This window comes from Streptomyces sp. NPDC006140 (genome assembly GCF_040628815.1).
GTDB lineage: Bacteria > Actinomycetota > Actinomycetes > Streptomycetales > Streptomycetaceae > Streptomyces.
On sequence record NZ_JBEXTS010000007.1, the window covers coordinates 105,997 to 121,245 of the forward strand.

Annotated in this window: 13 protein-coding genes; 9 read left to right on the forward strand and 4 right to left on the reverse strand. The window is 69.3% G+C overall.

Features of this window, described 5'->3' with window-relative positions; genetic code table 11:
- Positions 1–157: 157 nt before the first annotated feature.
- The 8 genes from ABZ386_RS19815 to ABZ386_RS19850 all read left to right on the forward strand — a co-directional run bounded on the left by ABZ386_RS19815 (position 158) and on the right by ABZ386_RS19850 (position 10,866).
- Positions 158–1,945, forward strand: coding sequence for an RICIN domain-containing protein (locus tag ABZ386_RS19815; protein WP_355717714.1), 1,788 nt, complete (start codon positions 158–160; stop codon positions 1,943–1,945).
- 181 nt (positions 1,946–2,126) lie between these two features.
- A complete protein-coding gene (locus ABZ386_RS19820) occupies positions 2,127–3,182 on the forward strand; it encodes a LacI family DNA-binding transcriptional regulator (RefSeq protein ID WP_356524316.1) in 1,056 nt (351 codons plus the stop codon).
- A gap of 543 nt (positions 3,183–3,725) precedes the next feature.
- A complete protein-coding gene (locus ABZ386_RS19825) occupies positions 3,726–5,036 on the forward strand; it encodes an extracellular solute-binding protein (RefSeq protein WP_358965377.1) in 1,311 nt (436 codons plus the stop codon).
- A gap of 100 nt (positions 5,037–5,136) precedes the next feature.
- Positions 5,137–7,197: a beta-galactosidase gene (locus ABZ386_RS19830; protein WP_358965379.1), complete on the forward strand. Its 2,061-nt coding sequence runs from the start codon at positions 5,137–5,139 to the stop codon at positions 7,195–7,197.
- A gap of 31 nt (positions 7,198–7,228) precedes the next feature.
- Positions 7,229–8,140 (forward strand): sugar ABC transporter permease, encoded by a 912-nt coding sequence (locus ABZ386_RS19835; RefSeq protein WP_351335995.1) that lies wholly within the window; start codon positions 7,229–7,231, stop codon positions 8,138–8,140.
- 1 nt (position 8,141) lies between these two features.
- A complete protein-coding gene (locus ABZ386_RS19840) occupies positions 8,142–9,044 on the forward strand; it encodes a carbohydrate ABC transporter permease (RefSeq protein ID WP_351335992.1) in 903 nt (300 codons plus the stop codon).
- A 53-nt stretch (positions 9,045–9,097) separates the two neighbouring features.
- Complete coding sequence (locus ABZ386_RS19845; RefSeq protein WP_351335989.1) at positions 9,098–10,102, forward strand: DJ-1/PfpI family protein; 1,005 nt, start codon at positions 9,098–9,100, stop codon at positions 10,100–10,102.
- Positions 10,099–10,866: a DJ-1/PfpI family protein gene (locus ABZ386_RS19850; protein WP_356617528.1), complete on the forward strand. Its 768-nt coding sequence runs from the start codon at positions 10,099–10,101 to the stop codon at positions 10,864–10,866. Before ABZ386_RS19845 ends, ABZ386_RS19850 begins: the two co-directional genes overlap by 4 nt.
- A 101-nt stretch (positions 10,867–10,967) precedes the next feature.
- Here the strand turns inward: ABZ386_RS19850 and ABZ386_RS19855 are convergent, their stop codons facing one another.
- From ABZ386_RS19855 to ABZ386_RS19865, 3 genes are all read right to left on the reverse strand, one after another.
- A complete protein-coding gene (locus ABZ386_RS19855) occupies positions 10,968–11,756 on the reverse strand; it encodes an ABC transporter permease (RefSeq protein ID WP_356504988.1) in 789 nt (262 codons plus the stop codon).
- Positions 11,753–12,721 carry an ATP-binding cassette domain-containing protein gene (locus tag ABZ386_RS19860; RefSeq protein ID WP_358965381.1) on the reverse strand — a complete coding sequence of 323 codons (969 nt, stop codon included), beginning with the start codon at positions 12,719–12,721 and terminating at the stop codon, positions 11,753–11,755. The genes ABZ386_RS19855 and ABZ386_RS19860 overlap by 4 nt, the downstream gene beginning before the upstream one ends.
- A 69-nt stretch (positions 12,722–12,790) precedes the next feature.
- Positions 12,791–13,165 (reverse strand): hypothetical protein, encoded by a 375-nt coding sequence (locus tag ABZ386_RS19865; protein ID WP_351335979.1) that lies wholly within the window; start codon positions 13,163–13,165, stop codon positions 12,791–12,793.
- A gap of 263 nt (positions 13,166–13,428) precedes the next feature.
- Here ABZ386_RS19865 and ABZ386_RS19870 point away from each other — a divergent pair, with 263 nt between their 5' ends.
- A complete protein-coding gene (locus tag ABZ386_RS19870) occupies positions 13,429–14,166 on the forward strand; it encodes a dienelactone hydrolase family protein (protein ID WP_358965383.1) in 738 nt (245 codons plus the stop codon).
- A gap of 57 nt (positions 14,167–14,223) precedes the next feature.
- Here the strand turns inward: ABZ386_RS19870 and ABZ386_RS19875 are convergent, their stop codons facing one another.
- A complete protein-coding gene (locus tag ABZ386_RS19875; protein WP_358965384.1) occupies positions 14,224–15,246 on the reverse strand; it encodes an alcohol dehydrogenase catalytic domain-containing protein in 1,023 nt (340 codons plus the stop codon).
- Positions 15,247–15,249 lie beyond the last annotated feature (3 nt).

The window sequence follows — 15,249 nt, forward strand, 5'->3', positions numbered from 1 at the left end:
TCACTATCTTGCCCGTGCAGTCGTCGGAACCTCACCTTCCCGGTGGTTCGTGGCTTTCTGTGACGCCTTCGGGCTGACGCCACGGCCTGGGACCTCTCTCCCCGCCGGGCACCGGTCGGCATCACCAGAGATCAAGGGAGATCACGTGTATACGGTCATGCGCAGATGGGGCATACGGCCCCGAAGATGGGCCGGCGCCCTGGTCGCCGGGTTCCTGGTGGTCCCGGCCCTCCTCGTGCCTCCGGCCGCCTCGGCCGCCGAAACCCCGGGTGCGACGCTGATCAACGAGACGTTCGACGCGCAGACGGACCCGGCGAACTTCGGTTTCCCGACCGGGGCCGCCATCGGCAACGGCGTACTGAGCATCACGAAGGGCATGCCCAATTACTCGACGTCCGTGCGGCCCTTCGCGTCGTCCGTCACGCAGGAGAAGACGCTCGACCTGCGCTTCGACTGGAAGACGGACATCGCCAGCACCGGAATGAAGACCGGCCTGGAACTGCGTGACAACGCCGGACACCTCGTCTTCGGGCTGGCCGCGACGGCGGCGGAACTCCGCTACGCCGTGACCGGCCCCGACTCGGACTCCACCGCCGCCCCGGACACGCTCAATCCCACCTGGACCAGGATCGGCTTCGACCGGACCAAGTGGTACACGGTCGATCTGCACATGGACTTCACCCTCCGCAAGGTCCAGTACACGATCACCAGCAAGGAGTCCGCGCCGGTCGTCCTGGCTTCCGCCACGGGCAGCATCACGGGAACCGGCCTGGCGAAGCTCGTCGCCTGCAACTACTACGGAACCGGCGTGCAGTCGATCGACAACTTCCGGCTGACCCGCCCCGCGAACTCCGCCTACGGAAGCCTCGCCGGCTCCTCCGTCTACGCCTTCGGCGACAGCATCGTCTACGGGCACAAGTACTCCCGCGGCTTCATGAACTTCCTCGCCGAACGTGAGGGCATGACGCTGACGAAGTACGCGGTGAACGGCGCGACCGTGGGGCCGACCAGCAACCAGATCCTCACCCAGGTGCAGAACGCCAACGCACAGGCGCCCGACTACGTCGTCTTCGACGGCGGCACGAACGACGCCATCCAGATCCACGACAACCACACCTACGCGGTCGGCACCGTCAGCGCCTCCCAGGACCCCGCCACGTTCGACACCGGCACGTACGCCGGATCGCTCGAGACCACCATCCGCACGATGCGGCAGAAGTGGCCGTCCGCCCAGCTCGTGTACGTGGCCGCCCACAAGATGGGCTCGCGGGACTGGGACACCCAGCTCGCCCTGCGCCAGGTGTACCTGCAGGCAGCCCAGAAGTGGGGCGTGGCGGTGGCCGACGTCTTCGCGGACGCCTCCCTCGACACACGCGTCGACGCGCAGCGGGTGGCGTACACGTTCGACGACCTCGTCAACACCTTCCCGGGCAGTGGCGGCACCGGTACGCACCCGAACATCGCCGGCATCAACTCCTTCTTCCTGCCGGTCGTCACATCGGCACTGTCCCAGCTCGCCGACACGACCACGCTCAAGGCGCGGCACTCGGGCAAGTGCGCCGATGTGGCCGGCTCTTCGACCGCCGCCGGAGCCGAGGTGCAGCAGTGGAGCTGCTCGGGCGGCGACAGCCAGAAGTGGCAGCTGCACTCCGTCGGCGGGGGCTACTACCAGATCCTCAACGGCAACTCCGGCCGGTGCCTGGACGTGGCCGGCTCCTCCACGGCGGACCAGGCCGGGATCGTCCAGCAGACCTGCGACGGCCGCACCAGCCAGCAGTGGCGGCTGAGCGACACCGGCACCGGCTACTTCGAGATCGTCGCCCGTCACTCCGGGAAGTGCCTCGACGTGGAGTCGGCCTTCACCGCGGACGGCACTCGCCTGCTCCAGTACACCTGCTGGGACAGCGAGTTGCACAAGAACCAGCACTGGAGTCTCCAGCTGTGACACACGGGACCCGCACCGCCGGGCGATCACCGGAACAGCGGTGCTCGCTCCGGCGGGGCGGGAAAGCGCCGACGGGACGACCAGAGCTCAGGAAAAAGGCTGCCTCGGCCTGCCCGGCACTAAAGTACTGGGCATGCGGGGCGGAGAGAGGCGGCGGGGGCAGACTGTGGACACAGAGAAGATGCCGGAGCGATCTGATCCGGACGCGCGGCCGTCGAAGCCTCCGAACAGGAAGCGTCCCACCATCCTCGACGTCGCGGCGCACGCGGGTGTGTCGCATCAGACCGTCTCCCGCTTCCTGCGGGGCAACGGCGGGATGAAGCCGCAGACGGTGGCCCGCATCGAGCAGGCGGTCGCCGAGCTGGACTACCGGCCCAATCTGGTGGCGCGGTCGATGCGCACCCGCAAGTCGAACCGCATCACCGTGGTCCTGCCGACCATGACGACCTTCGTGCCCTCGCAGATCCTGCGCGGAGCGTCCGCGGAGGCACAGGCGGCCGGTTACATGCTGGACATCGTCGGTCTGGAAGGCGACGAACAAGTCCGGGGAGACCGTGTCCGTGCGCTGCTCGACTCCGGTCAGGCCGATGGAGTGCTGACCTTCACGCCCATCGGCGATGTCCAGAAACTCGGGCTCGAGCACACGCCCACCGTGGTCATCGGCGAGTACGACGACCAGATGCGCTCCCACGGCATCACGGCTGACGGTGAACCGGCCGCCAAGATCATCGACTATCTCGCCTCCATAGGCCATCGGCGCTTCGTCCATGTCGCCGGCAGCACGGACTGGATGTCGGCACGCAAGCGACGCGAGGTCTACCTGCGGACCATCGCCGAGCGCGGCCTGGAGAACTACGCCGTCATCGACGGCGACTGGTCCGTGCGGTCCGGATACGACGCGGCCCAGAGCCTGTCGGCGGATTCCGGCGTCACCGCGGTTCTCGCCGCGAACGACGACGTCGCCATGGGCGTGATCCGCGGGTTCCAGGACCGCGGCTGGCGTGTCCCGGACGATGTGAGTGTCTTCGGCTGGGACAACCACGAGTTCACCGCGTACTTCAACCCGTCCATCTCCACCGTGGACCTCGACCGCGAAGCCATGGGCCGGCAGGCCATGAAGGCCCTGCTCGCCCGCATCCGCCAGGAGGCGGAGCCGGAGATCCACATCGACCTCAACTCCCGCCTGGTGCTGCGCGAGTCGAGCGGACCGGCGAGGAACGGCCACTCCGTCCGCTAGGACGGCCCACCCAACCCGCACCAGAAGACCCCGGCGTTCGCCGAACGGGCACCCCTGTGTCCCGTCCGCACCCGCTCCCGACGCGGTCACGGCGGCGTGCTCGCGCGCCCGTCACCTCGCTGTACGGGCCGGAACCGGTGAACTGCCACCAAGTGCTCAAGCGTTACGTACAGAGCCTTGACCGAAATCTCGTCCGTTACTACGCTCACCACAGTGAACGTTCACTATCGCTGACGTCACCCGGATCCCAACTCGGCGCGAAGCTGGCGGTCAACCCGGCGCAGCAACTCGGCACACCGAGAACAAGGTTCAAGCGCACGTTCACAGCAATCCATGTCAGAGCCGCAGTAGTCCGCCCGAAGTCCGACGACTCGGAGCGGGCGCCCCCGGACCGCGGATGCCTCTCGCGGGCCGGAGAACAGCCGAGTTGTGCAGCCCCCTCGCCGCGTGGCGAGACGGACCGCGTCGGAAGCCGGCTTCCTGACACGACGGATCCCCAGTCTGGGCGCACCGCCCACATACGGCAGCAGAGGAGCCCTCAACATGAACCACTCTTCCCGCCTGACCAGACGTACGCTCCGTGCGGTCGGGCTGACCTGTTCGGTCTTCGCCCTCACCCTGTCCGCGGGCTGCGCCGGAGACTCCTCCGGGAGCGACGGCGGCAAGACCGTCATCCGGTTCAACTGGTGGGGGTCCGACTCCCGGCACGAGATGACCAAGCAGATCATCGTGGCGTTCGAGAAGAAGCACCCGAACATCGACGTCCAGCCCGAGTACTCCAACTGGGACGACTACTGGAAGAAGCTGTCGACCGGTGCCGCCGCCGGTGACATGCCCGACGTCCTGCAGATCACCGACCCGTTCATGTACTCCTACATCGACAACGGGCAGCTGATGGACCTGAAGAAGGTCAAGGACGTCCTGCACACGGACAAGCTGCCCGCGAACTCGATGGCGATGACGACCGTGAAGGGCGGCCTGTACGGCGTCCCGGCCGGCGACAGCGCGTTCGGCATCGTGGCCGATCCGGTGGCGTTCAAGAAGGCCGGTGTGCCCCTTCCGGACGACACCAAGTGGTCGTGGGACGACTACATCAAGATCTCCAAGGCCATCTCCAAGACGAAGGGCCTGGTCGGCACCGCGATGCCGCTCTACCCCAACGACCTGGGGACCTGGCTGCGGCAGCACGGCGAGGACTACTGGACCAAGGACGGCAGCAAGATCGGTTTCACCGAGGGCACCATGGCCGCCTACTGGGAATGGGTCGTCAAGCTGCGTGACAGCGGCGGCACGACCAGCCCGGACGCCGCGATCGAGCAGCTGTCGTCGGGAGCCGGTGTCGAGCAGGGCCTGGTCGCCCAGCACAAGGCCGCCATGAGCGACCTGTCCGTCACCCAGCTCGGCGCGATCGAAGGCGCCAGCGGACGCGAGGCCAAGCTGCTCCTCTTCCCCGGGGAGAAGGGGGCCACCCAGGTCGGCGCCTACACCAAGCCCGGCATCTTCTACGGCGCCTCCGCGCGGACCGAGCACCCCAAGGAGGCCGCGGAGCTGCTCGACTTCCTGGTCAACTCGCCCGAGGCGGCCAAGATCCAGAAGTTCGACCGCGGCGTTCCCAACAACCCGGACGTGCTGAAGGCGATCATGCCCGAGCTGTCCCCCTCGGAGAAGCGGATCGCCGACTACCTGTCCCGGGTCAACGCCCTGAAGCCGACCCCCCTGCACATCCCCAACGCGAAGGCCGGACCCGCTGTCCCGGAGATCTTCCAGCGACTCAACGAGGACGTGCTGTTCAACCGTGTGTCGCCGCAGGAGGCAGCCAAGAAGTTCATCTCCGAGATCAAGTCCCAGCTCTGAGCCGCTCCTTGCAGTAGCGCTTCCGGAAGGAATCCCCGCCGTGTCCGATCCGCGCATCAACGATCCGCGCATGCACGAACCGCGTACGAACGATCCGCGCATGACCACCTTTCGCCGTCGACTCCCGGGAATCGTCTACGGCGGGGACTACAACCCGGAGCAGTGGCCGAAGGAGGTGTGGCAGGAGGACGTCCGGCTCATGCGGGCCGCGGGCGTGCGGCTCGTGAGCCTGGGCATCTTCTCCTGGGCCATGCTGGAGCCGGCCGACGGCCGGTTCGACTTCTCCTGGCTCGACGAGATCATGGACCTGCTGTGGGCGAACGGCATCCAGGTCAACCTCGCGACGCCGAACGCCGCACCCCCGCCGTGGCTCGCCACGGACTTCCCGGAGATCCTGTCGGCCGACCGGCAGGGGGTGCGGCACGGCATCGGCAGCAGAGGACACTTCTGCCCCTCCTCCCCGGTCTACCGGGACCGCAGCCGGCGTATCGCCGGGGCGCTGGCCGAGCGGTACGGGAAGCATCCCGCCCTGGCCATGTGGCACATCGGCAACGAGTACCACTCCGACTGCTTCTGCGAGCTGTGCGGCGACCGCTTCCGCGCCTGGCTGCGGCAGCGGTACGGCACGCTGGACGAGCTGAACCACCGGTGGGGGACGGCGTTCTGGAGCCAGCGCTACAGCGACTGGTCCCAGGTGCACCTCCCCGGGCCCGTGCGCGGCTCGGTCAACCCCACCCGCGAGCTGGACTTCTCCCGCTTCACCTCCGACAACCTGCTGGAACTCGTCACGGCCGAGCGTGACCTGCTCCACGCGATCACACCGGACGTGCCGGCGACCACCAACTTCTTCCAGTGCCGGCTGACCGACAGCCACCGGTGGGCGAAGGAACTCGACGTCGTCGCCTTCGACTGCTACCCCGACCCGGGCAAGCCCCACTCGATGGCCGTCGCCGCCTTCCAGTACGACCTGATGCGCTCACTGGGCGGCGGCCGGCCCTGGATGCTGATGGAACAGGCGGCCGGCGCGGTCAGCCAGTGGAAGATCAACCAGGTCAAGCAGCCGGGCCGGATGCGCCTGGGCTCCTACCAGGCCGTCGCGCACGGCTCCGACGCGGTGATGTTCTTCCAGTGGCGGGCCTCCCGCCAGGGGCAGGAGAAGTTCCACTCGGCGATGCTCCCGCACGGCGGTGAGAAGACCCGGACCTGGCAGGAGGTCAAGGCACTCGGCAACGAACTGCGGACCCTCGACGAGGTCGCCACGGCCCGGAGCGCCGCCCAGGTCGCGATCGTGTGGGACTGGCAGAACTGGTGGGCCGTCGAAGGCTGCGCCCACCCCGACAACACCTTCGACTACCGGGACACCGTCGCCCGGCACCACCGGGCCCTGTGGAACAGCCAGGTCACCGTCGACGTCGTCACCCTCGACGACGACCTGTCGCCCTACCGGGTCCTGGTCATCCCCAACCAGTACCTGATGACACGTCAACAAAGCGCCGCGTTGCGGCAGTTCGTGGAGAACGGCGGTCAGCTCGTCGTCTCGTACTTCTCCGGGATCGTCGACGAGGACGACCGGATCGTCGAAGGCGGGTATCCGGGGGCGCTGCGCCAGATCATCGGCGCGCACGTCCAGGAGTTCTCCCCGCTGCCCGCCGAAGGCACGGTGCCCCTCCAGGCGGCAGCCGACCAGGCCGCGCTGAACGGTTTCCGCGCGACCGCCTCCGGGTGGCAGGACGACCTCGACCTCGACACCGCCCGACCGCTCGCCGTCTACCGCGAGGGCCATCTCGCCGGCAAGGCCGCGGTGGTGGAGAACGAACTCGGCCGGGGCCGTGCCGTGTACATCGGCACACGCCTGGACGACGACGCTCTTGAGGCCTTGGTGCGGCACGTCCTGGACACCGCCGGGGTGCGACCGGTGCACGCCGCACCGCGGGGCGTCGAGGTCACCGAGCGGCGGACGGACACGAGCGCGTACCTGTTCCTGCTCAACCACCGGCAGGACAAGGCGACCGTCACCCTCGACCGCTCCGGCACCGACCTGCTCACCGGACGCCGCCTCCACGCCGGGGAGACGCTCGTCCTCGACGCGGCGGACGTCGCCGTCGTGCGCAGCCCCCTGGCCGCTTCGCAGCACGCCGAGCCGTCGCCGAGCGACTCCTGAATCCCGCACCCGATCCAAGAACCCGAGGACGATGACTGTGCTCCGCAGACCCCTCAGCCAGGCGGCCAGAAAAGAAGAACGCACCGCTTGGGTCTTCCTGCTGCCGTGGTTCGTCGGCATGGCCGGCGTCACGCTCGGTCCGATGATCGCCTCGCTGTACTTCTCCATGACGGACTACAACCTGCTGAGTTCTCCGAAGTGGGTGGGTTTCGAGAACTACAGCAAGATGCTGGACGATCCCCGGTTGCGTCAGTCCCTGAGCGTGACCTTCATCTACGTCGTCCTGAGCGTGCCGTTGCTGCTGGCGGTCGCCCTCGCCCTGGCGATGGTCCTCAACCGGGGCATCAAGGGGCTGGCGTTCTACCGGTCCGTCTACTACCTGCCCTCGCTCCTCGGTGCCTCCGTCGCGGTGGGCATCCTGTGGCGGCAGGTCTTCGGCACCGACGGCCTGGTCAACAAGTTCCTCGGACTGTTCGGCATCCACGGGCCCGGCTGGATCTCCAACCCGGACACCGCGCTGTACAGCCTCGTCGTCCTGCACGTGTGGACCTTCGGCTCCTCCATGGTGATCTTCCTGGCGGGCCTGCGGCAGATCCCCGAGCAGTACTACGAAGCCGCCGCGCTCGACGGCGCCGGCCGCTGGCACCAGTTCCGGCACGTCACCGTGCCGCTGCTCACCCCGATCATCTTCTTCAACCTCGTTCTGCAGATCATCAGTTCCTTCCAGTCCTTCACCCAGGCGTTCGTCGTCAGCGGGGGGACGGGAGGCCCCTCGGACTCGACCCTCTTCTACTCGCTGTACCTGTACGACGAGGGCTTCGGCCGGCTCCACATGGGCTACGCCTCCGCCATGGCCTGGCTCCTCGTGGTGATCGTCGGCGTCCTGACCGCAATCAACTTCTACTTCAGCAAGAGATGGGTGTTCTACGGTGACGGTAAGTGAGATGACACTCCTGAAGGCCGAAGACACTCCTTCGCCTCTCCCTGCCCCTTCACCTGCGGCGCAACGCCGCAAGCGGGCGGCCCGCGTCCGTGCGTTCCTCAAGCACGCCGTGCTGATCGCCTTCGGGCTCGTGATGATCTACCCGCTGCTGTGGATGATCGCCAGCTCGATCAAACCCGACGCCCTGATCTTCCGCGAACCCTCCCTGCTGCCCACGGACACCGACTTCGGCCACTACGCCGACGGCTGGAACGCGCTGTCGCACCCGTTCGGTGTCTACCTGCTGAACTCGGCGATCGTCGTGCTGGGGGCGCTGCTCGGCAACCTGGTCAGCTGCTCCATGGCGGCCTACGCCTTCGCGCGGCTCAAGTTCCGCGGGCGGGCGTTCTTCTTCGGCATGATGATGGTGACCCTGATGGTGCCGATCTACGTCCTCATCATTCCGCAGTACGTGATGTTCTCGAAGATCGAATGGGTCAACACGTTCCTGCCGCTGATCGTCCCCAAGTTCCTGGCCACGGACGCCTTCTTCATCTTCCTGATGGTCCAGTTCTTCCGGGGTCTGCCCAGCGAGCTGGACGAGGCGGCCAAGATCGACGGAGCCGGTTACTGGCGCATCTACTTCCGCATCCTCCTGCCGATCTCGTTGCCGGCCCTGGCCACCACCGCGATCTTCACCTTCATCTGGACGTGGAACGACTTCCTGAGCCAGTTGATCTACCTGACCAAACCGGAACTCCAGACGGCGCCCGTGGCCCTGCGCAACTACGTGGACGCCACCAGCGGAGCCTCATGGGGATCTCTGTTCGCGATGTCCGTCGTCACGCTGATCCCGGTCTTCATCGTCTTCCTCGTCGGCCAGCGCTACCTCGTCAAGGGAATCGCCACCACGGGAATGAAGTAGCCCTCGGCCCGGCCCCGGCTTGCCCGGTCGCGCCCCTGCTGGTACCAGGGGCCATGACCACCGAACGACGCGTCCTCATCGTTGCCTACGACGATGCCCAGATCCTCGACATCGCCTGTCCCAGCGGCGCGTTGGACATCGCCAACCGGTACGGCGCGCAGCCGCCGTACTCCATCGAGCTGGGGACTCTGGGCCGTCGGGCTGCCCGCAGCTCGGCGGGGATCGTGCTGGGGGCGGCGCAGGGGCTGGAGACGGTGGCGGGACGCCTGGACACGCTGATCGTGGTGGGCGGTATCGGCTGCGAGGACGCGGCGGCGGACGAGCGATTGCTCGGGCAGGTCCGCCGGCTCGCGGGACTGAGCCGCCGCGTGGCCTCCGTCTGCACCGGTGCCCATGTGCTGGCCGCGGCCGGACTCCTCGATCACCGGCGCGTGACGACCCACTGGGGATGGGGCGACAGGCTCGCCGCGTCCCACCCCGATGTGGCCGTGGACCCGAACCCCCTCTACGTACGGGACGGCAACGTCTACACCTCGGCCGGCGTCACCAGCGCGCTCGACCTGACACTGGCCCTGATCGAGGACGACCACGGCCCGACGCTGGCCCGGGCGGTCGCACGGGAACTCGTCACGCATCTGCACCGCCCCGCCGATCAGGCACAGATATCCATGTTCCTGGCCGCTCCACCGCCGGAAGACCGGCTCGTGCGGGACCTGACGGGCTACATCGCCGCACACCTCTCGGAGGACCTGACGCCCGCTGCCCTGGCGGCGCGCGCGGGGGTCAGCCCCCGGCATCTGAGCCGGCTCTTCCGCACGCACCTCGACACGACCCCGGCCCGGGCCGTGCGTGCGGCGCGCACCGAAGCGGCGGCGCACCTGGTGCGCTCCAGCGGGCTCTCCCTCGCGGCGATCGCCCGCCGCTGCGGCTTCGGGTCGGCGGAGACACTGAGGCAGGCGTTGCTGGACCACTACGGCATGACGGGGGACACGATGCGCAGGATGCCGGACATGCCACCCGCACGCGCCGCGAGGCAGCGGAAGACTCCCGGCCCATGAGGCATGTGACGACACGCAGAAACGTACTGCGCGGGACCGTGGCGACCGCCGCGCTCACCGCCACCGCCGTGGCACCGACCGGAGGGGCACACGCCGCCACCTCGGGCGGCGGCACGGGGCCGAGCATCGGCATCCTGCTGTACGACGGCTACAGCCTGCTGGACCCCACCGGTCCGGCCGAAGTCCTCTCGCGGCTGCCGGACGCGACCGTGACGATGATCGCGGAGAAGCGCGGCGCGGTCCGCACGGACACCGGGGACGTGGCCGTGGTCGCCGAACGGTCCATCGCCGACGTCGACCGCCTCGACGTGCTGCTCGTGCCGGGCGCCGGCAACCGGGGCACCGTCGGGGCGATGAACAATCAGGCGCTCCTGCGCTGGATCCGCCGGATCCACCGGCACACGCGATGGACGACTTCCGTATGCACCGGCAGCATCGTCCTCGCGGCGGCCGGGCTGCTCGACGGAAGGCGGGCGACGACCTACTGGGCCTCCGCCGATTACCTCCAGTCCACGTTCGACGTGACCTACCTGCCGCAGCGCTACGTACGCTCCGGGAACATCATCACCGCGGCCGGGGTGTCGGCGGGAGTGGACATGGCCCTGTACCTCGCGTCCCTGATCGCGGGCGACGAAACGGCCGAGGCGATCCAACTCGCCATCGAGTACGACCCCCGGCCGCCCTTCAATGCCGGCAACGCCGCAGAGGCGAGTCCGGCATTGAAGGAGAAGGCATTGCAACTGCTCGCCGCCTCTCAGGTCTAGGGCCTGTCGCCTGGATCAGGCCCTGGTCGCCGCCAGGCCGGTGCGGAACTCCGCACCGGCCTGCCGGCCGTGATCGTCGTCGATCACGGCCCGGCGTCCGGCTAGGCGTCCCGCTTGGTGAACAGGGCTCCCCACAGGGCGAGCAGGGCGGCGCCGTAGGCGGTGAAGACCAGGCCGCCCGTGAGGGGCCGGAGCGGTGGCGGGGCGCCGTCGTAGGGCGGCTCCGAGGTCACGGCCATCATCCGCTCGCCCGCGGTGAACGGCAGGTAGGCGGACAGCGATCGCATCGAATCGAACGCGTCCATCCCGAGGATCAGCGAGACGAGGCCTTCGATGATCATGGGGAGGGTGATGAGCAGCACGATGGCCGCCGGGATGCTGCGGGTGATGCCGGCCAGCGTGAGCCCGAACAGCGCGCAGACCACGAGGAACACCACGTAGCCGGCGGCCACCCGGCCCATCGGGGCCCCCATGAGCGTCTCCCCGGCGCCCGGTCCGCCCACCAGCAGGGCGATGGCCAGGCTCTCGGCGGCCAGGAGCGCACCGACCACTGCCACCGCCGCGGCGACGACCAGGGTCTTGGCGGTCCACAGGTGCGTCCGGCGCGGGAACGCCGTCAGCGTGGTGCGGATCGTGCCGTACCGGTATTCGTGCCCCGTGGCGAAGACACCGATCAACCCCATGAAGACGAAGATCAGCGGGATCATGCCGGTACCGCCGCTGAGTGCCAGCGCCGCCGAGTCGTCGCCGAGCGGCCCGCCCCTGCTCTTGCCGTCCAGGATGATCACGAGGGCCAACAGCCCCTGGGCGACGGCCGACATCCCGATCAGCCACCATGTGGACCGCAGGGTGGTGAGCCGAACCCATTCGTAGCGCAGCGCGCTGGTCATCGTGTTCCTTCCGAAGTGTCCGGGTGGCTCGCCGCCGCGGCCGCCGTCATCGACCGGGGTGCGGCGGGGTTCGCGACGAACTGCTCGGCGGCGGCGGTCGCTTCGAGGAACGCCTCCTCCAGCGTGGCCGTGCGTTCCGTGAGTTCGTGCAGCCTGATCTGGTGGGCGTACGCGAGCTCCCCGATACCCGCCCGGTCCGCACCGCTGACCGCGATCGCGGTGGCGTCCAGCCGTTCGACCCCGGCGCCCTCGGCCAGGAGCAGCTCAGCGAGCTTGTCGACGTGCGGGCTCCGGACCACGACGAGACTGCGGGAGCTCTTCGTCACGAAGTCGGCGACCGCTTCGTTCGCGATCGTCCGGCCCTTGCCGATCACCACCAGGTGGTCGGCCATCAGGGCCATCTCGGCGAGCAGGTGACTGCTGACGAAGACGGAACGGCCGGACGCGGCGAAGTCCTTGAGGAAACCGCGCAGCCAGTTGATGCCCTGCGGGTCGAGCCCGTTGGCCGGCTCGTCGAGGATCAGCGTGTGCGGGTCGCCGAGCAACGCGGCCGCCAGGCCCAGCCGTTGGCCCATGCCGAGGGAGAAACCCTTCGGCTGCTTCTTCGCCACCGACTCCAGACCGACCATGTGGAGTACCTCGTCGACCCGCGTGTCCGGCACGCCCGCGGCCGCGGCGAGCATCCGCAGGTGGCTGCGCGCCTTGCGGGTCGGGTGGAAGGCCTTCGCGTCCAGCAGGGTGCCCACCTCGCGCATCGGGTGGCGCAGCTCGCGGTACGGCTTGCCGCTGAACAACGTCCGCCCGCCCCCGGCGTCCAGGCCGAGCATGAGCCGGATCGTCGTCGACTTTCCGGCCCCGTTCGGGCCGAGGAAGCCCGTCACCCGGCCCGGGCGGACCTCGAACGAGAGGTCGTCGACGGCGAGTGTGGCGCCGTAGCGCTTGGACAGGCCCGTGGCTTCGATCATGCTCGCTCTCCCGCGGTGGTGCTGTCGTCGGTTCGGGCCGTGCCGGGCCCGGTCGGAAGCGCGCGCATGTCAGCGCTCGAACTTCCAGGTGACGCGGGGAGCCGCGTTCCCGGCGACGTCGACCACGCTCACCGGCACGGAGATCCGGGTGCCGCCGGACTTCGCCGTGCAGCTGATCTTCGTGTTCCGGACCGCCGCGAGGTCCGGGCACGAGACGTCGTCGATCTCCTTGCCGATCCACGGCAGCGGGTGGTACCAGGTCTCGATGTGCGTCGCCACGAGATCCCCGCTGAGGCCCGGGTGATCCTGCACCTTGGCGTACCCGCCGCTGGCGGGATCGGCGGTGTTCTTCTGCACGTTCATGTCGGCGACGGCGACCGAGCCTGCCGCGCCGGCACCGACGAGGGCGGCTGCCGCGACGGCGAAAATTATCTTGGTTCTCATGCTGACCTCCAGGCCGGGATGGGGACGGACACAACTCTCGCCGCCCGCACCCCTGGACCGCCTCGACCAAAAGGCCACGCCCCCTACGGGCCTAGACACCCCCGGTCATCCTTTCGGCCGACCTGCCCGGGCTCACTCACAGGACCGCTGCCGGGGTGACGTGCTGACGCGCGGTCGAGCGGCCGGTTCTCCTCGACAATGCCGTTCTGCCGGCAGCAGAGCGCCGGCCGGACCGGGCCCGACGATCACTACAGTCCAGTCTCATGACGACGATCACGACGCGTACGGTCGAGTACCCGGCCGACGGTTTGACGATGGTCGGGCACCTCGCGCTCCCGGCCGGTGCCGACCGCCGGCCCGCGGTGCTGCTCGGGCCGGAGGGCATGGGGCTCAGCGACGTCGAGCGCCGCCGGGCCGATGCTCTCGCCGAGCTGGGATATGTGGCGCTGGCCTTCGACCTTCACGGCGGGCGTTATTTGGGTGACCCCGAGGAGATGCTGGCCCGTTGCATGCCACTGCTCGCCGATCCCGACCGGATGCGGGGGATCGGCCATGCGGCGCTCGACGTGTTGCGCACCGAGCCCCGGACCGACCCCGACCGGATCGCCGCCATCGGCTACGGCACCGGGGGCGCCATCGCGCTGGAACTCGGGCGAGGCGGCGTCGACCTGCGCGCGATCGGGACGGTCAACGCAACCACCACGGGCCGGCCGGGCGAGGCGGCGCGCATCCGCTGCCCGGTGTGGGCCGGGGTCGGGTCGGAAGACCCGATCATGCCGCCCGCGCAACGGAACGCGTTCACCGCTGAGATGCAGGCCGCGGGCGTCGACTGGCGCCTCGCGGTCTACGGCGGCGCCTTGCACGCCTTCCACCACCCGCCGGTCGACCACCCCGTGGTCCCCGGCGTCGGCTACCACCCGCGGCACGCGCGGCGAGCCTGGCGCGACGTCGTCGACCTGCTCGCCGAGTGCCTGCCCGTGACGGCGGACTTGGGGGCATGACCCAGGCGAACATCCTGGTGCCAGGCCTGGTCGGCGGTGCCCGCAATGGTGATGGCGTCAGACGCCGGGCCGGCGGGGGTCGATGTGGATCTTGGGGCCGGGGCCCGCGCCCGGCGGGCGGTCGCCCGCGAGGACGGGGCCGGCCTCGGCGAGGCCGACCGTCGCGGCGACCAGGGGGCTGGGGTCGACCGTTCCGCCCGCGTAGGCGCGGATCGTGGCGTCCAGGCCGGGGGAGGCGGAGAGGATGCCGACCGCGGTGACGTCCTTGAGGACGAGGGTGCGGGTGTCGACGCGGCTGGGTTCGCCGGCGAGTCCGATGCAGACGACACGGCCGCCCGGTTCCACCAGGTCGAGGGCGGTGGCGGGCAGGTGGGCGGCGTTCGAGGCGTCGATGACCGCGTCGAAGGGGAGGTCAGGGACGTCGGTCTCCCGCCATACGTGGTCGAAGCCGAGGGTGCGGGCGAAGGCGAGGGAACTGTCGGTCCGGCCCATGAGGTGGACTTCGGCGCCCGCGGCGCGGGCGAACATCGCGACGAGCAGGCCGATGGTGCCCGGCCCGAGCACCAACACCCGGTCCCCAGGCCGCAGTCGGGCTGCGGAGGCGGCCCGCAGGGCGTTGCCTCCGGGCTCCACCAGGGCGCCGAGGGGGGCGTCGACGCTGTCGGGCAGCGCGTGCAGCGAGGAGACCGGCACGGCGAGTCGCTCCGCCAGGGCGCCGGGCCGGTTCCCGCGGATGCCGACCTCCTGCCGTGTGGCGCACACGTGCTGCCGGCCGCGCAGGCAGCGGCGGCAGGTGCCGCAGCCGAGCATGGTGTCGCCCATGACACGCCGGCCGGTCCAGGCGGGGTCGACGCCGTCGCCGACCGCGGTCACGCGTCCGGCCCACTCGTGGCCCAGGCGCATGGGGTAGGAGGAGTGGCCCTGGTGGAGGTAGGCCATCTCGCCGGTGAAGAACTCGACGTCGGTACCGCAGACACCGACCCGTTCGACGTCGATGACGGCCTCTCCGGGAGCCGGCTCCGGCGCGGGGACCTCCAGCACCTCGTACGTGCCGGGGGCGGTCAGGACGAACGCCCGCATCAG